The sequence below is a fragment of the Xenococcus sp. PCC 7305 genome, from assembly GCF_000332055.1.
GTDB lineage: Bacteria > Cyanobacteriota > Cyanobacteriia > Cyanobacteriales > Xenococcaceae > Xenococcus.
The window spans coordinates 50,657-71,586 of record NZ_ALVZ01000221.1; the positions used below are offsets into that span (position 1 = coordinate 50,657).

Here is a 20,930-nt window from a genome sequence, read left to right on the forward strand (position 1 = left end):
TTCCTGTTTTCCTGTTTCCTAAAAATACAAATTTTCAATTAATTAAAAACCAGAGGCTGCGGTTTTTCAATGCCATAACCTTGAGCATAGTTAATTCCGATAGCCTGGATTTTTTGTAAAATTTCATCATTCTCAACAAATTCAGCTACTGTTTTAATATTCATAATCTGACTGATACTATTGAAACATTCTACGGTGGCATAATCTATGCGATCGCTTGCTATATTCTTGACAAAGCTACCATCAATTTTTAAGTAATCTATCGGTAAATTTTTGAGATAACTCAACGAACTCATGCCACTGCCAAAATCATCCAAGGCGATCGAACAGCCTATTGATTTTAGTTCTTGAATGAAAATTGCCGCATGATTGAGATTAGAAATTGCAGCGGTTTCTGTGATTTCAAAACAAATTGTTTGGGGCGCGATAAGATGATACCGGGTAAATTGTGCTTGAAGAAATAGCCGGAACTCTTTACTGTTAATACTTGTACCTGAGATATTGATCGCATACAGTTCTTTTGCCGGATTTGACCTGTGATTATTTTTTGATTGCAAATAGGCTTGGTAACTAGCTAAAAAATTACTAATCACCCAACGATCTATCATCGGCATAAGATTGTAGCGTTCCGCTGCAGGAATAAAAGCCTCAGGTGAAATTAACTTTCCTGATTCTCCTAGAAAACGCAGTAAAATTTCATGATGCTTGATCTGTACATCATCATCTAGCGCAATAATTTTTTGAGTATAAAGACAAAATCTGTTTTCCTGAATAGCGGAATTTAATCGGGCAATCCATTGTTTCTCTCGACGGCTTCTAGCTACTTCATGATCTTGCTGATGATAAATATGTACATAATTACGACCTTTTTCCTTGGCAACATAACAAGCAGCATCGGCCAAGCCCATTAAGCTAGCCAAATCTTCTGTATTTGATTCTATGGCGACCACTCCAATGCTGACTCCGATCTTAAAAACTTGGTTATTCCAAGTAAACCGAAATTTTTTAATTAATTTTCGCAAGTCATTGGCAATCTTTGCGGCCATTTCTAAAGAGCATTGGTGAAGCAACAGGCCAAATTTATCGCCCCTCAAACGGGCAAATACATCAGAATCGCGAATTCTCTGACTCAATAAGATTGTTACTTGTCGCAGCAATTCGTCTCCCGCTTTATGTCCACAGGTATCATTAACAATTTTGAATTGATCTAAATCTAGACAACAGAGAATATGATTAGATTCTTGAGGGGTAAACTTGGCGATCGCCTCAGCTAATTTCTCTTCAAAGCTCTGCCTGTTATATAACCCGGTTAGGCTATCATAATTTGCTGGACAGGGTAGCTTATCAACTGTTTTAGGAGACACACAAACATTTTGCTCTTCCAACAGGGTCAGTGATTTTTTTAAGGTCTTAATAGTTTCATATAGCCTTGGCAGGTTGAGAATAATATTAATAGTTTCTTCTCGAATTATCCCGACCAATCTTTCATTATCATCAACTATGGGTAAATGTTGGATCTGATGTAGACGAAAAATAGATATTACTTGATAAACGTCTTGAAAATCATCTCTTTTGAGAGTTATTAGCTGCGATGTCATAACTTCTGCCACTCTTGTCTGAGCTAAATCTATCTCGCATGAGACTAATTTCATAAGATCTTTTGCTGTTAAAATCCCGACCAAAACAACACTATCAATTACTAATATATAACTAGAATGAAATGCTTTATCCTGTTTTTTTTCATTCATCCTAGAGATTGCATTAATAACAGATTTCTGAGGTGAGATAGTTAGGGGACTAGGTTCAATAATATCTTCTAACTTAGGCAAATCTACATAGTCAGTATCTCTCATAAGCAAAGCATTAAATTTTCTTTGTTAATTTTTTAAAAATACTTCTGCGAAACATTATAAAGATTTAGAAAAGATAGCAACTTTTCCTGATTACCCCGTAAATACCGACAAACTAGCATTTAACAATAATTAAAAAGCTATAAATTAAGACTTATCGCCTATTGCTTATTACTATTAATTTGCAATATTCTTCCTGAGATATTTTTTTTGCTGACAACGCTTTTTACTTCTTTTGTTTAACGCAAATTATAGTCCAAATTCGTATAAAATAATAGCCTTAATCTTCAATTACAAGAATTAGCACTATTGGCTATTTTTTGCACTCAAACAGCCACAAGGTATTAAGCTATTATTTTTTAGTTTAAAAGCATAAATTTTCTAGGCCCGAATAATTATATTTTCAATTTTATTGGTGCTTGTTTAATAACATAAAATTAATTTTTAATAGTATATGAAGCGTTAAGATAGTAGCTCTTAGAAAGCTTGATTCCTGCATATTGTGAAATGAGCAATCGTAACTTAAAAGTAGAATTTCACTTTTCTCTATAGTTATGAGGTCTTGATCTATGGCTAGCAACAATCTGCCAACACAACAGAGTTCTGGCAAAGTTAATACCCGTTTTAGTTTAGTTAACAGTCTCCTAGCTTATCCTGATCGCGTAACCACTATTTTGGAGGATCATGAGGAGATGCTCGATTATGCCCTGGTTCAGTTACTAGAAAATATTTCTGAATACATGAAAATGCAAAATCGTTTTAACACAGCTCATTTTCTAAATACACTCACTAATCAGATTCAGCAGAATTTGGATTGCCATAGACCAAATTGACAAAAAAAACGAGGTCTTTTCAGACCTCAAACGAGTAAAATTTATTTTTTATATGATTGCTTAGCTTATGCCAAACCAGTATTAGTATTTTTTATGCCTGTAGCTAGTTCCACCTTAATAATTTTGCCACCCATTTTCATGATTCTTTGTTGTTCACGAAACCAGTTATCAAAAGGAACTAGTTTGGTAAAGTAAGTATTCTGCAATTCCCGTTGAGTACGAATTCTTGTTTGACTGGGAACACAAGCTGTGACTTTAAATAGACGCATAGATTGATTTCTCCTGAATATTAATTTTTGAAAACCAAAATTCGGGAGTCAAAAGTCAATACTAGATCATTAAAACTTTGTTTTTCTTTCGCGCCCGAAAGACTCAGCTCATAAGAACTAGCACTCACTCTAGACATCCCGAATTGGGTGTTTGCTTTTACCGCAAACTTATTGATTCTCTTGGGTTAAGCAATTAGCTCAAGCCAGAGCAAATATAGTCAAGATAAACGCCCATCTCTTTACCAGCAGCATCACCAACTAAACCAGCGGTAACTTCTTTCATGGACTGGATAGCCTGCACAGTAGTCCCGGCAGGAACACCTAAAGAACTATAAGTTTCCTTTAAGCCATTGAGTACACGCTCATCAAGAATGGAAGGATCGCCAGCTAGCATAGCATAGGTTGCATAGCGAAGATAATAGTCCATATCACGAATACAAGCAGCATAACGACGAGTGGTATACATATTCCCACCAGGACGAGTGCTGTCAGTGTATAGCAAGGATTTAGCTACGGCATCTCTAACAATTGCAGCAGCATTAGCGCTAATAGCATTAGCAGCACGAACTCTGATTTCTCCAGTCTGGAAATAAGCTTTGAGCTTTTCCATAGCCGAGCCATCTAAATACTGACCTTGCACGTCAGCAGAGTTAATAACAGAAGTAATTGCGTCTTGCATAATTTTGTTTCCTTAATCTTACCTAGTCTGAATATCTTTTAGTATCGAAGAAAATTGTGACATCTCTAGATGACTAAAGGATCTCTAATCCTAGAGTAATCCTCCGATAACATAGTCAAAGTAAGAAGCAGCTTCACCTGCATCATCTCCAGACATCAAAGAAGAAGCTACATTCTTCATCTCACGAACACCTTGAGCTACCGCATCAATGGAAGTTCCTAGAGATTTGTACATTTCCTTAGCACCTACTAGCCCAATCTCTTCGATGGGAGTAACATCACCAGACACGATACCGTAGGTTACAAGTCTTAGATAATAATCTAAGTCTCTTAGGCAAGTTGCGGTCATTTCCTCACCGTAAGCATTACCACCAGGAGAAACAACATCAGGACGTTTTTGGAATAAAGCGTCTCCTGCTTCTTTGATGATGCGCTCACGGGATTCTGTGAGAACTTGTGCAATACGTAAACGGCTATCGCCAGAAGACACGAATGCTTTAATTCTTTCTAATTCGCCAGGGCTCAAATAACGAGCTTCAGCATCAGCACTCACGATGGATTTCGTGACAATACTCATCGATGGATTCCTCCAAAAAAAGTTAAATCAGTTTTTTAGGGACTAATCACCTCTTAATCAAGAGGATCATATCTCCTTTATTATGGGAAAAAATCAGAGCCACCCTACTCTACTTTACAATGAGAAGTGCCTGTTACTACTAATTGGTCAGATGTTAAATCTGGCATCAGTACTATTTTTCTGATGAGCAAAACATTACTATCAAAAGTCGGGCGCTTGACAAGCTTAGGTTTTTGCTTGTCCAAGACATGTTCAGCAGAGAGATGCTCTATGTATCACTTGATTTTTATTCTCGAGCTACAGAATAGTATTGCAGCTTGTTAAACCAAGAATTACAAACCTAGGGGCTTATTTAACAAAGCTTTACAACAAAATTAATTTTGGCAAGACCTTGTAAGCGGCAATTCTGATTCTCTTGAGCTCAAAAGCGGTCGCGTTTTACCCGCATTTTGCTTGTCAAAAGCGATCGCTACATTCAAAAAAACCAAACAACTAACCCCTAGACATTAAGTTTAGCTGGGGGAAAGCTCGGAACAACGATGTCCTTATTTTGTTTAGTTAAGGTGTTATAAAGTTTTTCTGTATTGGGGAAATTAGCAGCAGGCAAGGTGGGATAACGACGATAAGGAACTGTATCTTCACCAAATGCTTGTAGATACTCCATACTTTCGACTAGAGATTCGATAAAAGCTCTCATGCCTTGAGTCGCCAAAATCTGATTGTATTTTTGAATTTCCCTTTGAGTTAAAGGTGCACGCCCCAAGAAATGCTTAGTACCCAATTCAATCACTTTTGTGTTGGGATAGGGAGCATAAAATTCTTTGAGGTAAAGATCAGAATAACCTAAACCTTGAATAAACTCTTTAATGGTAATTTCACCATTGCTGACTTTACTCTGCAAAGAGGTAAATTCCCGCTTGATGGTGAAGGGCGCTAAATCCCTTTCAAAGATTTGTCTGTAGGCTGCACTGATAACATTTTGAACTCTTACCTTATCACTTAGATCGGTAAGCTTGAATTGCTTAGTTTGATACCGTTGTACATTAACACCTTGATTAACTCGGAAATTGATGTCTGGAGCAGTACGCATCTTGTCAACAGCACCCAACTCGATGAAACGAGGTGTTACTTTCTTGTCAACCTTAGCATTGAAGTCACCGATCGCAACTTTACCAGGTCTATTCGCGCGCAACTGCAAGCCGCCTGGGGTTAAATATCGCTCATAAGGAACTTTATCTTCGCCAAAAGACTCCATGTATTCTGGGCTATCAATTAGCACATCAACCAGACCATATAACCCTGTTTTAGACGCGATATCGAAATAGCGGTTCATCTCTTGGCGACCATAGGTAGGACGACCGAGAAGACGACGGTGAATATATTCGATCGCTTTGACCACATAGAAAGGAGTCCAGTAAGTATTGCGAAAAACATCAGTTTTGGCCAGCATCCTCACAAATCCCCGAACAGTAATTGACTGTTCAGCAAGCTGAGTCTCCCCTTCTAATAATCTTTGTCCTTCATAAACACTACGACCAAAAACCTGCTGGTAACAAGCATTAATAATGACACTAATTTGAGAAAGATTGAGATCTTCAGAGACATCATTGATCGAAAATACTCTCGAACCCAAAGAGCCAGGAGATTGATTTCTCGCAGTTGGATTGCTAATTTGATTATTGATCGCTGGCCCACGATGGATTAGCAATCGCTTAGTATCCTTGTTAAATGGAGCTGGAGAAGAACTTGGTGTGCGAGTTTCCTTGGGGAAAATTGCGCCAAATCTGATCTCTAAAGGATCATTTCCCGAACCATAAACATGTTGATCCGGTAGGGGTTGCTCGTATTTGGCAAAGGTCGTGAGAAATTCTGGGAGTTTGCGAAAAGGAGCACTGTAGTTAAAGAGATTCTGCTGCATACCCCAATTGCGGCATTCTTGGGCTTCCTGTCCCAAACCACGAATGTAGGGAACAGTCTCTTCCCCAAAATAATCAGCATACTCTTGGGAATCAACCAACGCATCTACTAATGCTGCCAACCCACCATCAGAGACGATCGAGAAGTAGCTTTGTACTTCTTCTCGGGAAGAAGGGCCTCTACCCAAAATATGACGGAATGCCAATTCTAAAGCCCTGCTGTTAATAAATGGCTCAAAAAATTGCTTTTGGTAAATAGGGGTTTTACATAAACGGCGCACGAATTCCTTCATCGAGATCGTGCAGTTTCTTACTTGAGATTCCAAGTAAGAAACTGAATAGCCGTAAGCTTTAGTGATATCTCGCTCAAAAATTTGTCGATAGGCGGCCTTAATCACAGATTGCTTTTCTGATTCAGAAAGCCCTGGCTTCATGACGAATTTTTGCCTTCTTTCGGCGGCGTTAAAGTAGCTTTGGGGTAATTGCAAACCCTGTTGATCCCTTGAAGGACGTTGCCGTAATTTTTCAGAAGGGGTTGCTGCTTTGAATTCTGTCAACAAAACATCAAAGTATTGGGTAACAATTTCCTTGGCTGCTTCATCACGACGAAAATAGCGGATCGAAGCTGCTCGCATTTCCTGTAGAGCAACAATTGTTGCATCAGTCGAACAGGCATTTTCAATAACTTCGCGCAATCCTCGAACGTTAACCACCAAAATATTGGGGTCACCAGCTACGATCGCGTAGGTGGTATAGCGCAAAAACCAGGATAAATCCCGCAATGATTTTTGCATATTTCTCGGCCCGTATTTGTTGACGCTGATTGGCCGAAATCCAGAAGGAACAGGCCCACTACTGGAAAACAATCCGCTAAAAAGCCCTCCACTATCTTCACTAACCTCAACATAAGAGGCAAGGTCATCAACTGAACCTGCTCCGACAGTTGCCATAGCTGGCTCTGGGACAGCTGGTTGTTCTAAATATGTTAGGGGGGAACCTCCCGTAAAGATACGATTGGCTGCCCGAGATACTATGAGATCTGAATTATTGGTTAAAACCTGAGCTATTGCTAGTCTCCTGGCTCCTGATTTAAAATATGCTGTTAATTCATTTAATTCGCCTCGTTCCGGAAAGCGGTCCTGCTGTTCCGCTTGTAATATCGTCGAAACCGCTACCGTTTGATAAAGTTGAGGACGGGCTAATGAACTGCCACCACTTGCCGTTACAGTCATTGGATTTTAAGTATGTTTTTACTTTATAGTTCAGCTCTTAGAGTAAAACTTTTCGGGCTTCTATAGGCAGTTTGTTAAGAAATGTATAATTTATGGGAATTGTGGCATCATCTAATATAAGTTTGATTCCTTCTTGTAGTATCAATCTTGTTGATGAGAAAATTGATAGGCGCCAATCCCCGAAAGTGTAATTGCGAAGCCCAGCAAAATAGGGATTGCATACCAAGGAAATTCTGACAGAGGCAAATAAGCTGAGGCTCTTAGACCACTGCTGGTATAAGTTAAGGGTAAAAGATAAACTACGGCTTTTAGTAAACCAGGTAAGTGAGCAGGATCAAAAAATGTTCCACCCAGGAAAGACATCGGGACAATTACAAAATTATTATATAAACCAACGCTCTCTAAAGACTTGACTCGCAGACCAATAATCACCCCTAAACCAGCAAAAACTGCACAGTTTAAAACTAGCAGCAAAATAAATAAAGGGTTGAGAAAGCTGACAATCTTGCCGGTAAAGAGAATCGACACCAAAATTACCGAAGCAGCGCTCATCATTCCCCTAACAATTCCTGCAAGCATTTTGCCAAGATGTAATGCGAGGGGGTGAACAGGAAAAAGGAGTAGTTCTTCAAAGTTTTTATTAAACAGGCGATCGCCACAGATCGAAAATGTAGTGCCACCAAAACTAATGGTCATCGAAGAGAGGGCGACCATTCCTGGCAAAATAAATTCTAAATAGTTATCCCCTGCTGTTGGTTGAATCGAGCTATCGATAGTGCTGCCCAATCCTAAACCAAAGGCAAAGATATAGATGAGAGGGGAAATGAGGCCAGTAGCGGCAATTTGCGTCAGTCTGGCACGTAAATCCAACCATTCTCCCCAGAAAATAGTCCAAGTATCTCGGGCAATTGCTAGGAATACTGAAGTCTGCGGGAATTTATTGGCAGATTGAAAGATCGTGCTAAGAGATTGGGATTTCACGCTTTGGCTAAATTGATTTTTATTAAGAAATATTGCAACTAAAGAAATCTTGACATAAAAACGCGGCAATTATTTAATTAATTCTTGACATTTATCAAAATTTTAGAGACGAGAATGCTAATTATAAATTCTCTCCTGAACCACTTTTTGGTAAAACTTACGGATTCGCCTTAACATTCTCTCTAAAATCCAGTTCTGGGACTTATCCCTGGGGTCAAAGCTTTGTATTTTTTCGAGGATCCGAGTTTCTCTAATATCCACATCTCCATTGCCGTAGATGATGCCGCTGACTCTTTCTAGCAATTCGTGATAATTTTCCGCTCCAGGATATTCTTCTAAATACTCCTCCAGCCAGAGATAACATTCTGGGGGGTTAACTATTTTTAATTCCGACAACAAGATTTTAATTTCTGGATCTTCACTCAGTTGGAATTCTTGAGCAATACGTCGCAAATAGATTCTTTCTTCTGGTTGCATCACGCCATCAATCCAGGCAGTACCAATAAGAATCTTGAATAACTTTTTATTTTTTGTTTCTTGAGCGATCGCCATAAACTAGTCTTGAATAGTTAACAGTGAACATTCTTCATTTTATTCGACCTGCGCTGTTTTTCCGAAATTTCACCAAGAAAAAACCGTCCATATTATACCGATGAGGGTAAACTTTAACCCAGCCACGGGCCATATCAAAATTATTGACGATTGATTCGGTGTCTGGAACAGCAATTGACCAATTGGGATGGGAACCGAGGAAGGATTCTACTACTTTTTCATTTTCTTGGGAATTAATACTACAGGTTGCGTAAACCAAAACTCCTTGGGGCTTGACACGGGTTGCGGCTGCGGAGAGCAGCTCTTGTTGCAATAAACTAAGTTGCAAAATTTTCTCCGGAGTTTGCCGCCACCGAATATCAGGTCTTTTGTGAAGCGTGCCCAATCCCGAACAAGGAACATCTAGCAACAGGCGATCGCACTGCCTCGGTAAATCAATTAAATCACGACTATCACCCGCAGGCTGAATCTGAATCGAGTTTAATTGTAATCTTGCGGCATTAGCCCTAACTTTTTGTAATCTTTTTTTAGAGCGATCGCAAGCCCAAATCGTTCCGCGATCGCCAAGTAATTCCGCAATATGAGTTGTTTTTCCCCCTGGCGCGGCACAAGCATCGATGATACTTTCTCCCGGTTGAGGATCGAGGAAATGGGTTACCAACTGAGCGCTACCATCTTGCACAGTCCACCAGCCCTCCCGATATCCAGGCAGTTGATCAATCGCACCATTACCACCCGTGAGTCTCAAGGCTTGAGGAAGATAGGGGATTCGAGATACAGCAATTCCTGCCTCTGCAAAAGCTGACTCTACTTCTTCTAGAGATTTTTTGAGAATATTAACTCGTAAATCTACGCTAGGAGTTTGATTAAACCAAGCGAGTAATTGCTCGGTCTCTTCGAGAGATAACTGTTGCAACCAAGTCTCCACTATCCAATCAGGAAAACTATATAGAACACCCAGACGCTGAACTGGGTCTTTTGGCAGCTTGAGGATTGGGGAAGCTAAATGATTAGCTTTGGAGACTTGACGAATATAATTTCTCAATACTCCATTCACAACGCCGGCAAGTTTGCTCAGCCCATTAGCTTTTGCTAACTCCACACTAGTATTGACCGCTGCTGAGTCGGGAATTTGATTGAGATATCCTAGTTGATATAAACCAAGATAGAGAATAATGCGTAACTTAGGGGGTTGCTGCTGAGCCTTTTTTTTCCCAAAATTATCGATCAAGACATTTAGAGATCGCTTGTGACGCACCACCCCGTAGACTAACTGAGAGATCAAGCCGCGATCTCTTGGAGAAATTTTCCGATTAGATAAAATCCGCGCTAAAGCAATATCAGTATAAGCTTGCCCCTGCTCAATTTTTTGTAGAGCCTCAAAAGCTAATTGACGAGAATCTATAACAAGTAAATTTTTGGACATGCAATCTTGATCAATTGGGTAGAGAAAACCAGTAATCACTAATCCTGACACGACTTGGCAATTTATTTAAAATAATCCCCCAGCTGCTTAGATTTTTTTTATGCTTAACTTTCGTATCCTACCTGTTTGTGAATTTCTCATCAAGAAATGAAAATTAAATTCATGAAAATTTCATTGAAAGTACAGTAAAAGCTCTTGTAAACACCTATGTAATTAATTAGTATACTTATGTAATTATTGGTAATGATTAAAGGCATCTTATAAAATGGCAGTCAAAAATTTATTGAAACAAGCACAAAATAAATTGCAGCAAGGAGATAAACTTAAGGATAAAGGTCAAATTACAGCTTCAATCAAAAGCTACCAAGAAGCAGTGAAAGTTAAGCCAGATTATACTCAGCCTTTATTAAAATTGGCAGTAATCTATGAGGAGCAAGGAAATTGGCATGAAGCAGAAAAATGTTATCAAAAAGCAATTAGCTTAACTCCTGAAAATCCCCAATTGCAAATTAAATTAGCAAAATTATTGAAAAAACAAGATAAAATTTACGGGGCCTTAGCCAGCTACGAAAAGGCGATCGAGTTAAAAAAAGACTTGCCAGTTGAGGTTTATAAAGAATACGGAGATCTTTTATTGAAAGAGCAAGACCCCCTATCTAAAGCAATCTCAGCTTACCAAAAGGTGGCCAAGAAGCAGAAAAAATTACCCGCTAGCTTTTATAGTCAATATGCTCGCTGCTTAGAAGCCAAAAACATGTTGACTCAAGCGGCTAATCTGTACAAAAAAGCCATTAAAATTAAGCCTGAGATGGCAGCCAACTATCTTAGTTTGGCAAAAATTAATCATAAGCAAGGTCAACTAAATGAAGCAATTGCTAACTATAGAAAAGCAATTGCCATCAATCCTAAAAATATTGGCAGTTATAGACAACTTGGAGATACTTTGCAACAAAAAGGAAATTTGGATGGAGCCATAAAAAGTTACAACCAAGCTATTGGGATTGATCCCAAAAATCCTCAATCCTCGATGCTTAATCGCTTAATTGGTGACGTCCTAATGAAGAAAGGTCAGAAAATGCAAGCTATGGAATATTACAAAAAAGCTGCATAAAAATCAATTATACCGATGATCAATAATGACGACTATTTTTCTCCGTATAATCACGAGTAAGCTTGACCATTTTTGGGATATTAAATAATTCGCAATTAGTGATATTACCGAATATCTTTAGTCAAGATATTCGTTTGTCCTAAAATCTAAAAAAATATTCCATACTAGAGCTAGTTTAATGCTAGTGGAGGAATATTTTCATGCCAGATAAGAGTGATCCAATTGGCAAAGGCGGGAGCATGCCAACTGCTTCTGGCGGTTTCAATCCTAGGGGGGGCGGTGGTGTTGGTACCAATTGGAAAAACATCAAATGGACAAGAAACAAGTTAGTAATGACAACTATTGGTTTAGGATTGCCCTATCTAATAGCCGTCATTATTACTTGGATGGCAGGATTAGCTCTGATTACCTATATTCTGATTAGTGTCGCTATGTTGGTCGGGTTTATATTCCTCATTGTCGGTTGGATAGATAGTGACGAATTTTAAGATTGTGAATCACTAGTGCCACGATGTGGGAGTAATAAGTAGGAAGTAATAAGTCATAAGTGTTTTTGTCATGTCTGATCAAAAGTCCCAAGAAAAACAGCAAGACATTAAAAGAATAGATTCTGTAGATTCTGTGGAAGAGCAAAAAAAGTTGGCTTTAGCTCTCAAAAAACAGGGCAGCTTAACAGAAGCAGTTACCTATTTAAGTAAGGTAACAGAACCCCCAAATTCTGTTGCTTCTGAGGGAGATTTGGCAAAAACTAAACCAGAATATTCGGCAATAAGGGCGAATCCTACTAAGATAGAGGTCTTACCCCAGGGGAGATTGCTCACGCAGAAATCGTTAACTCTTGCCAATCAAGATAATTCCCATGCTCTTGATCTAGTTACTATTATCAATAATTTTCCAGGGTTTATTGATCCTTCTCAATGGACAAGAGAGACTTTATCACCAGAAGAAAAAACAGCGGAAATAGTTCTACAAAAAGCGATTAACTATTTGGCAGAGAATAAATGGCAAGAGGCTTTAACAGTTTGCGAAGAAGTCATTGCCGCAACACCAATCGCTCCAGCCTATAAAACTAAAGGAAATATCCTCCAAAAAATAGGGAAAATTGCCGAAGCGATCAGCTGCTATCACCAAGCTTTGGGGGTTGCACCTGAATTTGTCGAGGTTTATGCTAATTTGGGAGGAATCTATGCTCAACAACAAGAATGGTCAAAATCTGTAGATGCTTATCAAAGAGCAATCGAGATCAAACCCAATTTTGCTGGAGCTTATCGTAATTTAGCAAAAGTTTGGTACAAACAAGGTCAAAAAGAAAAAGCGATCGCCTGTACTTATCAAGCATTATCTTTAGAGCCAGAGAAGGCTAGCCCCCAAATCCATCATAATATTGGCGTGGAATTACTCCAATTGGGGCAGATTGAGGAGGCGAGTCAATGTTTTGAGAGAGCCGTAAAATTAGATCCCCAATTCATCGTCGCCTATCAAAAACTAGCAGAAACCCTGGAAGAGCAAGGAAAATGGCAACAAGCAGCTCTTTCCTATCGTCAAGCTTTGGTCTTAAGTCCTGAGCCGTCAGAGATTACGGCTGAACCGCCCGCAACTCCTAGTCATCAGGAAACGGAGGTTAATTTATTATCTCAGGGGACAGGTCAAGATAAAATTGTCCAAGCTATTGAGAGATATCAGCTTGCGATCGCAAAGGAGCCTGATTCGGCGGAGCATTATGCCAATCTGGGCAGTCTCTATGCTCAAAAGCAACAGTGGGAAGAGGCCATTACTGTTTATCAACAAGCAATTAAAGTTGATCCAAATTTTGCTGGGGTGTATCGCAATTTAGCGCGAGTCTTAGAAAGATTGGAAAAATTTGCCGAAGCGAGCAAATACTGGTTTAAAGCCCTCTCTTTAGAGCCAGATCGAGCAACAGCGGTCGAGCATTTTCAATTAGGCAATAGTTTATTGCAACAAGGAGATATCCCCTCAGCAATAGCTTGCTATCGCCAAACCCTGCAACTACAACCAGACTATTCCCCAGCCTATCATCAACTCGGAGAACTTCTACTCCAACAAAATCAAATCGAACAAGCCAGCGCTTGTTTTCGTCAAGCGATAGCCAATAATTCCCAGGATGCCAAATCCTATCAAGCATTGGGGCGTATTTTGGCCGCTGCTGAAGATTGGCAATCTGCAATAGATTGTTATCAAAAAGCGATTGCGATTGCACCTCAAGATGCCCGTAGCTACCATTACTTAGGAGATGTCTTTTGTAAGCAGGAATTATACCAAGAAGCAGTTCAAAGTTACTATCAAGCACGGGAACTAGATAATCAATTTAGTTGGACTCACCATAACTTGGGAGATGCCCTTTTAAATTTGCATCGTTGGCAAGAAGCAATTTTGACCTATCGCCAGGCGATCTCGTTAAAATCAGACTTTGCTTGGTCCCATTACAATTTAGGCGAGGCTTTAAGTAAAATTGCGGACTGGGAAGAGGCTTATCTAGCCTATCGTCAAGGACAGAAATTAGATCCCACATTACCAGGCATTACTGAGCGAATTGCCCATGCTTTACATTATCGAATCAAATCAGACTTCAATTCAGCGTATAAGTTGTATCTACAAGCAATCAAGCGTGAGCCTGAGAATTTAGATAACTATGCCAAGGCTTTATCGATTAGTCCCCAAGCAACAGATTTGTATTTAGCTTGGGGTCAGGCTTTGGTCAACCAAAACCAAATTGATTCAGCGATCGCATGTTATGAGCAAGCTCTCAAAGTTCAACCTAACTTTGCCGAAGCCCATCGTCAATTGGCAATTCTTCTAGAAAGATTAGGGAATCAAGAGGCTGCGGATCATCGCTATTTAGCTTTGGAAAATGCCCCTCAAGAAACTAAAGTAGAAGCCTATCTAGAGTTGGGAAATACCTTTTTATCCCAAAAACAACCCCTAAAAGCCGAAAAATGTTATCGTCGAGCCCTAGAAATTAGCCCTCATTTGGTAGAACCATATCTCTGTTTGGGTAAACTATTACTTCAAGAACAAAAATGGCCAGCAGCCAGGGAAGTATACCAGCAGGCGGTGGCTCAGCATCCAAGCAATATCGACTTGTTCTATCATTTGGGAGAAACCGATTATTATCAGGGGCAATGGGGGGAAGCGATCGCTAGTTATCGCCAAGTCATTGCTCTCCAACCCAATTTTTGGCAGGCTTATCATCATCAAGGAGATGCCCTACTAAATTTGGAGCAATGGTCAGAGGCAGTGGCCTGTTATCACCAAGCTTTAGCACTCAACCCAGATTTTGTTTGGTCCTATCACAATTTAGGAACTGCTCTGACCAAATTAGAACAATGGTCGGATGCGATCGCTTGCTACGACAAGATTAGTGAGATTGCCCCCGAGTTTTGGCAAGAGAATCAAGGAGATTTTGCAATTCAAAGTCAATTGGGAGATGTGCTTTTTCAACAGGAAAGATGGCCAGAGGCGATCTCTGTGTACCAGCGAGCCAGTCAACTTAAACCGAATGATTTCTGGTGTCATCATAATCTGGGGAAAGCTTATTACAGTTTAGAACAATGGGAGCAGGCGATCGCACCTTTGCAAACGGCTGCTAGACTAAATTCTAAATGTGCTTGGTCAAGATATTATCTCGGAGAAATTTACGCTCGCCAAGAAAAATGGGATTTAGCAGTAGCAGCCTATCGTGAAAGCCTGGCTATTTCCACTGAGATCGCCGAAGTCGAAAATAAGCTTAGTCATGCTCTCCACCAGCAAGCCAAATCCAATATTGCCGATGCCAGCAAATATTATCGTTCTCAAGTATCACAAGATCCTGGTGATATTAATAGCTATCGTAAATTACTCGAAATTACCCAGAATGATCCGACTGTCTATTATGGATTGGCTAATGCTTTAGCCGCCGCCGACAAAATTCATGAAGCGAGTATTTACTACCAAAAAGCGATCGCCATCAAACCTGATTATGATGAAGCCTTTATTCAATTAGGAGAGATTTTACTCAGTCAAAATCGTTGGCAGGAGGCGATCGATAATTATCATCAAGCCTTGGAAAAAAATCCCCAAAATGAAAAAATTCTTGCTAACCTGGGGGCAGCACTATTAGAAAATGGTCGTTTTAAAGAAGCGATGACAGTCTATCGTCAAGCAATTACTCTTAACCCCAATAACCCGATGCTTCACTACAGAATAGGCGATGTCTTTGCTCGCCAAGGAGAAACTGACCAAGCGAGTGAATCCTATCGCCGAGCAGTTCAATTAGAAACCACAAATATCCCATTAGAAACCACTAAATTATCAGGAAAGAAGCAAATGCTCAATTCCTAAATTTTAAATTTTTAGTCCCTTTTATGTTTAAAGAAATCGCCCGCGAGCATCTCAATGCCGAGGAAATCAAAAATCGTCTCCTTGCCTATGCCTCTTTTTCTGCCGCCGAAGAACAGGTTGATGACAATTATTGGTATGGCAATATTTCCACCTATACCCTGAATTTACGCCTCTCTGGAATTTATGGGGAAATTCAATTTGCTGATGTACTGTCCAGTAATGTTGATAGAACTCTCAACATTGGTAAATATGTTTACCTAGAAGATGAAGTTTTTGTCAGGGATACTCAACATTTAGACCATGCCAATTTTGTTAAACAACTCTATCAAGCTTTCTTAAGAAGGAAAGCCGATGAAGGTGGCCTGAAAGGCAATATCAAGCAATTAAATAATGGTGCACACCGAGAAAATTTAGTCAAAGGAATTCGCGCTTCAGGCGAAGCCGATGGCGTCTTTTTAAGGGTTACCGACTGTTTAGATGACGAGACTTTTATTAAAATTGCTCATCGTGTCTATCTCAATCCGGAAAATCGCGCAGCAAGACGCCAACAAGATTTAGCAGCCCTGAGAAATGAGCGATACCGCAGTGAAGTCTTCACCAAATTAAAACAATTTCAGCAATTGCAAACTGCATTACATCATCTCGAAGGAGATTTTTATCAAGAAGACAAAGCATTTTTGGCGAAACAGAAGCATTTAAGCGACGAAGATTATATCAAAACCTTATATCTAACCTTTCTCAAAAGAACAGCTGATCCCGGGGGCCTAGACTCGTTTCTCCAAAAAATTATTGAAGGCGCGTCCCGAAAAGAAATTCTTTATAGGTTAAGAACTAGCGAAGAAGCCGCTAATGTCTTTGTCGATCAGCTAACACGCAGTTTTGATAATGCCACTTTTGTGGAAATTGCCTACCTTGCTTTTCGCAAACAAAAACTAACTCCCAAACAAAGAAAACAAGCCCTAAATATTCTTGAATCAGGGCAAATTCGTCAAACAATCTTGAGAAACTTTAATCAAGCAACAGAAACCAAAAAAACAGAGCTAAAGCCCAAACAAGCCAGTAATCTCCCAGAACAAACTAAACCTTCTAGGGCAAAGCTCTCCACATTAAAAGAAATTACAGCAGAATTGCAACATAATTTTGCCCAGGGAGATAGAGCATTTTTAGACAAGACCCAGCAACTGAGTGATCAAGACTTTATCAAAAAACTTTATCGTACGTTTTTCAAAAGAGAAGCCGACCCTCAAGAACTAAAATCTCAAGTTCAACAGCTAAATAATCAAGTATCTAGGTGGGACATTCTTTATCTGTTAAGAACTTCTCAAGAAGCCGCCCAGGTTTTTTTGACTATAACTTCTGCGCTAAATAATAAATCCTTCTTAGAGATAGCTTACAGTACCTATTTTAAAAGAGAATTAGACCCAGAAATCAAAAAATCTTATTTAGAGTATTTAGACCAAGGTAATCCCCGCCAAGATATTTTAAGTTAGTTTGAATTATTAAATCCCATGAAACGTCCCCAAATTACCCTAGTTGTGCCTTTTGCGGTATTTCCTCCCCAAGATGTTAGCTCTCGTCGACTATTCCATATCTATCGACATTTAGCACAAGAGTTTGACATTGAGATCATTTCCTTAGCTAAAGCTCATGATGAATATTTTACAGGGATTATTGCTCCGGGTTTAACTGAGGTTCGAGTTCCTAAATCACTCAAGCATCAAGAAGCAGAAACTGCTCTAGTGCAAAAATTACGAGCAAATGTAGCTGATGCTACTTTAATGCAGTTATATTCTTTGAGCCCTAAATATCTACAAGCTCTCAAGAAATCCATTAAGCAAGCTGATTTTGTCTTGACTTATCAACCCTATTTATTACCTGCAATCCAAGAAATTAGTAATAAACCAATCTGGTATGAAGCCAGCGGCCTTGAAGGTGAGCTAAAAAAAGATATCTTGCCAGAAAACGAGTTAGGAACCCAATTTTTAGAAGCTATTTATGAGCTTGAGCTGAAATCTTGTCAAATTAGTGATTTGATTATTACGGCTTCCTCCTATGATGCCAATGGGATTAAAACAATGAAGGGAGTCGATAGCAACAAAATAATCCAGATTCCTAATGGGATTGATCCTAAAAGGTTACAGTTCACTCCCTATGAAACAAGATTACTTAACAAAGAAAAGCTAGGTTTTGATAATAGTTTTCTAGCCATTTTTACTGGGACAGGTAGCTCTCATAATGCCGATGAAGCTCGCTCTATTCTAAATATTGCCTCTAAATTACAAGATATAAATTTTTTACTTTTGGGAGATCTCGGGACTTCCTTTGAAGCTCGCCTAACACCGCCTAATGTTGGTTTTATTCCCAGCGTCGATGCTAAGACTAAATCTTTAATTTTAAGTCTTGCTGATCTGGCTTTAAATCCCGTAAAAAATGGCTCAAATAATCAGTCAGTAATAATGGAATATTTTTGTCAGGGAATCCCCGTAGTTTCTACTTCTTTTGGAGTTAAAAATTTGGGATTACAGCATAAAAAGCATTGCTTAATTGGAGATACCTGGCGTTTTCCTGAATTAATAAATACCTGTCGACAAGAAAATATTGTCAATAAAAAAATTAGAGTAGAAAATGTTAGAAAATATGTTAAAAACAATTTTGAATGGCAAGAAGTTGCCAATAAATTTCTTGGTAAATTTCAGTCTTGGATTCCAGTATATTAAATATATTACTGCCCAATAAATAATGCAAATCATTTAACAATGAAATGCAGATCTATTCTCGTAAATAAATGGAGTTAAAATTGTGAAAAAATATCGTAAATTTGTACTTTTAACTTGTCCTCGTTCTGGGACTCATATGTTAAAAAGTAGCTTAGAAGCCAATCCACATATTGTCTGCCTAACAGAAATGTTCAATCCTGACTATATTGCAGGTAAATATGATTATGATGATAATATGCCGGCCAAAAGAGTGCTGGATCAATTTATTTATTGTGACTATAAACCAAGCATCAAAGCTGTTGGATTCTGTCACCATCGTATTGGTGCAAAATTTGGTAATTGGCCAAAATTACTTGATATTTTAAAAGAAGATCAAGAAATTGCTATTCTTAGTTTAAGCAGAGAAAACTTATTGCGTCGCTATTTATCAGTACAATTACAACAAATCAAGGATCTTGACAAGGCTAATTTAAAGCCAATGACATTCGATCCAGATAAATTACAACAAGATTTTGAAAGACAACGAAGAGTAATTAATCAGTTTAATAATCGATTTAAAGATCACCCCATTATGCAAGTCACCTACGAAGAAATGTGTAATGACTACGAGAACAAGACATCTAAAATGCAGGAATTCTTGGGTGTACCTTTAGTTGCAGTAAAACCAGGAACAGGGAAGAGAAACAACCCTCCTATTTCCGATTTTGTGACTAATTATGAGCAGCTAAAAAATAAATTTGCTAATACTGAATGGGCCAAGTTTTTTGATGCCTAGTTGAGCGATATTAAATGGGATAAAGTGATTAAGTAAGAAGTAATAAGTAATGAGTAATAAGTATTGATATATCGACTTTTTGCTCTTTATTGATACATAGCTTATTGATGCCCACGTCTACTAGCATTAGATAGTGCCTAAATAGACAAGGAATGTTCTAGCAGATTACTTGCTATGGTGATTCAAAAAAGACCCTAACCATAGCTTTTCTAAATAGATTATTGGGAAGGCTATGGTTAAAATTATGGCTATATATTTTTGTTTATTGACTAAAATTATATTGAGGAATAATTACTGATGGTAGATAAAGTAAGTTCTCCCTTATTTGGGATTAATGTAGTTGGCTATGTCCGAGGTGAATTTGGATTAGGGGAAAGTGCTAGGGCACAAATTAGATCAATTAAAGCGGCAGATATTCCCCATGCGATTCGGAATATTGATTCTTCTAGTCATGGTAATGGAGATAACACCTTTGCCGATGATTTTACCGATGAGAATCCCTATGCAATTAATTTGTTAAATTTTAATGCCGAGGCAATGCCTGAATTTTTGGATAATGTGGGAGCCGATTACCTCAAGGGCAAATATAATATTGGCTATTGGGCTTGGGAATTGCCAACTTTTCCAAAAGAATGGGAATGGTTATTCCAATATTATGACGAAATTTGGGTACCTAGTGGTTATTGTGCTGAAGCTTTATCGGTAGTTTCTCCAGTGCCGATTGTCAAAATCATGCATAGCATTAATCTTCCAGCACCTAGTCTAACTAGAGAAGAAACCATCATACCTGATGGCTTGGGCGGAGAAACTTCTTTTCCTAAAGATAAGTTTATTTTCCTGTTTATGTTTGATTTTCATAGTACCATCGCCAGAAAAAATCCTTTGGGGATTATTGAAGCTTTTAAACGAGCTTTTAGAAATAATAATCAGGATGTTACTTTGATGATTAAATTTTCTAATTCTAAACATTATCCTGAAGAATTAGAATTGGTGAAAAATGCAGCCAAAGGATATCCTTCAATTAAATTTATTGATGCCCGGTTACCGAAGGAAGTGGTTAACGCTTTATTTTACAATTGCGACTGCTATATTTCTTTGCATCGTGCCGAAGGTTTTGGTTTGACAATGGCAGAAGCCATGTATTACGACAAGCCAGTAATTGCCACGGGTTATTCTTCTAATATCGAGTTTATGAATACAGGAAACAGTTTTCTCGTTAGCTATGATTTGGCAAGAGTTGCGCAGGATAGTGGTTCTTATAAAAAAGGTAATATTTGGGCAAATCCTAATGTGGAACATGCGGCTGCTTTGATGCATTATATTTTTCACAATTACGAAGCAGCTAAACATATTGGTATTCGGGGCTCTCGGGAAATGAAGCATTTATTAAATCCTGCAACCATTGGCAAGAAAATTAAATACCGAGTAGAACATATCATGAGTAATTTGGCACTTTCTAGCCAGGAAGATAATGGCAATAAACTACAAGAAGTAGCCTGGAAAGAAACTGCACAAAAGCTACAAGTGGATAATAAAAAATTACAGTTGGAGAATCAACAATTGCGAGCGAAGTTGGCGATTAAATAATAGTCAATAAGTAATGGGTAATGGGTAATGAGTAATGAGTAATGGGTAATGGGTAATGGGTAATGAGTAATGGGTAATAAGTAATAAG

The 20,930-nt window shown here is 38.7% G+C and carries 16 protein-coding genes; 8 read left to right on the top strand and 8 right to left on the bottom strand.

Annotated elements, in window-relative coordinates:
* Nucleotides 1-38 precede the first annotated feature (38 nt).
* On the bottom strand, nucleotides 39-1,853 hold the full coding sequence (locus XEN7305_RS20475; RefSeq protein ID WP_006511421.1) for an EAL domain-containing protein: 1,815 nt from the start codon (nucleotides 1,851-1,853) through the stop codon (nucleotides 39-41).
* 566 nt (nucleotides 1,854-2,419) lie between these two features.
* On the opposite strand from XEN7305_RS20475, the gene XEN7305_RS20480 reads away from it, so the two are divergent.
* Complete coding sequence (locus XEN7305_RS20480; RefSeq protein WP_006511422.1) at nucleotides 2,420-2,683, top strand: hypothetical protein; 264 nt, start codon at nucleotides 2,420-2,422, stop codon at nucleotides 2,681-2,683.
* Nucleotides 2,684-2,748: 65 nt separating this feature from the next.
* Here XEN7305_RS20480 and XEN7305_RS20485 read toward each other — a convergent pair whose 3' ends face one another.
* From XEN7305_RS20485 to XEN7305_RS20515, 7 genes are all read right to left on the bottom strand, one after another.
* Entirely contained in the window at nucleotides 2,749-2,952 is a 204-nt protein-coding gene (locus tag XEN7305_RS20485; protein ID WP_006511423.1) for a phycobilisome linker polypeptide, read from the bottom strand.
* Nucleotides 2,953-3,145: 193 nt separating this feature from the next.
* Nucleotides 3,146-3,631 (bottom strand): allophycocyanin subunit beta, encoded by a 486-nt coding sequence (gene apcB / locus XEN7305_RS20490; RefSeq protein WP_006511424.1) that lies wholly within the window; start codon nucleotides 3,629-3,631, stop codon nucleotides 3,146-3,148.
* 90 nt (nucleotides 3,632-3,721) lie between these two features.
* The gene (locus XEN7305_RS20495; RefSeq protein WP_006511425.1) at nucleotides 3,722-4,207 is read right to left on the bottom strand and encodes an allophycocyanin subunit alpha apoprotein; all 486 of its coding nucleotides are present in this window, start codon (nucleotides 4,205-4,207) and stop codon (nucleotides 3,722-3,724) included.
* Nucleotides 4,208-4,706: 499 nt separating this feature from the next.
* Nucleotides 4,707-7,355, bottom strand: coding sequence for a phycobilisome rod-core linker polypeptide (locus XEN7305_RS20500; RefSeq protein WP_006511426.1), 2,649 nt, complete (start codon nucleotides 7,353-7,355; stop codon nucleotides 4,707-4,709).
* A 141-nt stretch (nucleotides 7,356-7,496) separates the two neighbouring features.
* Nucleotides 7,497-8,312: an ABC transporter permease gene (locus XEN7305_RS20505; protein WP_052035214.1), complete on the bottom strand. Its 816-nt coding sequence runs from the start codon at nucleotides 8,310-8,312 to the stop codon at nucleotides 7,497-7,499.
* Nucleotides 8,313-8,453: 141 nt separating this feature from the next.
* Nucleotides 8,454-8,888 (bottom strand): TerB family tellurite resistance protein, encoded by a 435-nt coding sequence (locus tag XEN7305_RS20510; RefSeq protein WP_006511428.1) that lies wholly within the window; start codon nucleotides 8,886-8,888, stop codon nucleotides 8,454-8,456.
* 34 nt (nucleotides 8,889-8,922) lie between these two features.
* On the bottom strand, nucleotides 8,923-10,314 hold the full coding sequence (locus tag XEN7305_RS20515) for a 16S rRNA (cytosine(967)-C(5))-methyltransferase (RefSeq protein WP_040898883.1): 1,392 nt from the start codon (nucleotides 10,312-10,314) through the stop codon (nucleotides 8,923-8,925).
* Between the two features lie 265 nt (nucleotides 10,315-10,579).
* Here XEN7305_RS20515 and XEN7305_RS20520 point away from each other — a divergent pair, with 265 nt between their 5' ends.
* The 7 genes from XEN7305_RS20520 (at nucleotide 10,580) to XEN7305_RS20550 (ending at nucleotide 20,842) form a co-directional block, all read left to right on the top strand.
* Nucleotides 10,580-11,425, top strand: a complete 846-nt coding sequence (locus XEN7305_RS20520; protein WP_006511430.1) for a lipopolysaccharide assembly protein LapB — start codon at nucleotides 10,580-10,582, stop codon at nucleotides 11,423-11,425.
* Between the two features lie 200 nt (nucleotides 11,426-11,625).
* Nucleotides 11,626-11,913 (top strand): hypothetical protein, encoded by a 288-nt coding sequence (locus XEN7305_RS20525; RefSeq protein ID WP_006511431.1) that lies wholly within the window; start codon nucleotides 11,626-11,628, stop codon nucleotides 11,911-11,913.
* Nucleotides 11,914-11,983: 70 nt separating this feature from the next.
* A complete protein-coding gene (locus XEN7305_RS20530; protein WP_006511432.1) occupies nucleotides 11,984-15,763 on the top strand; it encodes a tetratricopeptide repeat protein in 3,780 nt (1,259 codons plus the stop codon).
* A gap of 23 nt (nucleotides 15,764-15,786) precedes the next feature.
* A complete protein-coding gene (locus XEN7305_RS20535; RefSeq protein WP_006511433.1) occupies nucleotides 15,787-17,253 on the top strand; it encodes a DUF4214 domain-containing protein in 1,467 nt (488 codons plus the stop codon).
* Between the two features lie 18 nt (nucleotides 17,254-17,271).
* The gene (locus XEN7305_RS20540; RefSeq protein ID WP_006511434.1) at nucleotides 17,272-18,480 is read left to right on the top strand and encodes a glycosyltransferase; all 1,209 of its coding nucleotides are present in this window, start codon (nucleotides 17,272-17,274) and stop codon (nucleotides 18,478-18,480) included.
* Between the two features lie 82 nt (nucleotides 18,481-18,562).
* Complete coding sequence (locus XEN7305_RS20545; RefSeq protein WP_006511435.1) at nucleotides 18,563-19,255, top strand: sulfotransferase domain-containing protein; 693 nt, start codon at nucleotides 18,563-18,565, stop codon at nucleotides 19,253-19,255.
* A 297-nt stretch (nucleotides 19,256-19,552) separates the two neighbouring features.
* Nucleotides 19,553-20,842 (top strand): glycosyltransferase, encoded by a 1,290-nt coding sequence (locus tag XEN7305_RS20550; protein WP_006511436.1) that lies wholly within the window; start codon nucleotides 19,553-19,555, stop codon nucleotides 20,840-20,842.
* Nucleotides 20,843-20,930 lie beyond the last annotated feature (88 nt).

Coding starts and splice junctions, on each gene's coding strand:
- XEN7305_RS20475 (WP_006511421.1), bottom strand. CDS start 1,853: ATGAGAGATACTGACTATGTAGATTTGCCTAAGTTAGAAGATATTATT.
- XEN7305_RS20480 (WP_006511422.1), top strand. CDS start 2,420: ATGGCTAGCAACAATCTGCCAACACAACAGAGTTCTGGCAAAGTTAAT.
- XEN7305_RS20485 (WP_006511423.1), bottom strand. CDS start 2,952: ATGCGTCTATTTAAAGTCACAGCTTGTGTTCCCAGTCAAACAAGAATT.
- apcB (WP_006511424.1), bottom strand. CDS start 3,631: ATGCAAGACGCAATTACTTCTGTTATTAACTCTGCTGACGTGCAAGGT.
- XEN7305_RS20495 (WP_006511425.1), bottom strand. CDS start 4,207: ATGAGTATTGTCACGAAATCCATCGTGAGTGCTGATGCTGAAGCTCGT.
- XEN7305_RS20500 (WP_006511426.1), bottom strand. CDS start 7,355: ATGACTGTAACGGCAAGTGGTGGCAGTTCATTAGCCCGTCCTCAACTT.
- XEN7305_RS20510 (WP_006511428.1), bottom strand. CDS start 8,888: ATGGCGATCGCTCAAGAAACAAAAAATAAAAAGTTATTCAAGATTCTT.
- XEN7305_RS20515 (WP_040898883.1), bottom strand. CDS start 10,314: ATGTCCAAAAATTTACTTGTTATAGATTCTCGTCAATTAGCTTTTGAG.
- XEN7305_RS20520 (WP_006511430.1), top strand. CDS start 10,580: ATGGCAGTCAAAAATTTATTGAAACAAGCACAAAATAAATTGCAGCAA.
- XEN7305_RS20525 (WP_006511431.1), top strand. CDS start 11,626: ATGCCAGATAAGAGTGATCCAATTGGCAAAGGCGGGAGCATGCCAACT.
- XEN7305_RS20530 (WP_006511432.1), top strand. CDS start 11,984: ATGTCTGATCAAAAGTCCCAAGAAAAACAGCAAGACATTAAAAGAATA.
- XEN7305_RS20535 (WP_006511433.1), top strand. CDS start 15,787: ATGTTTAAAGAAATCGCCCGCGAGCATCTCAATGCCGAGGAAATCAAA.
- XEN7305_RS20540 (WP_006511434.1), top strand. CDS start 17,272: ATGAAACGTCCCCAAATTACCCTAGTTGTGCCTTTTGCGGTATTTCCT.
- XEN7305_RS20550 (WP_006511436.1), top strand. CDS start 19,553: ATGGTAGATAAAGTAAGTTCTCCCTTATTTGGGATTAATGTAGTTGGC.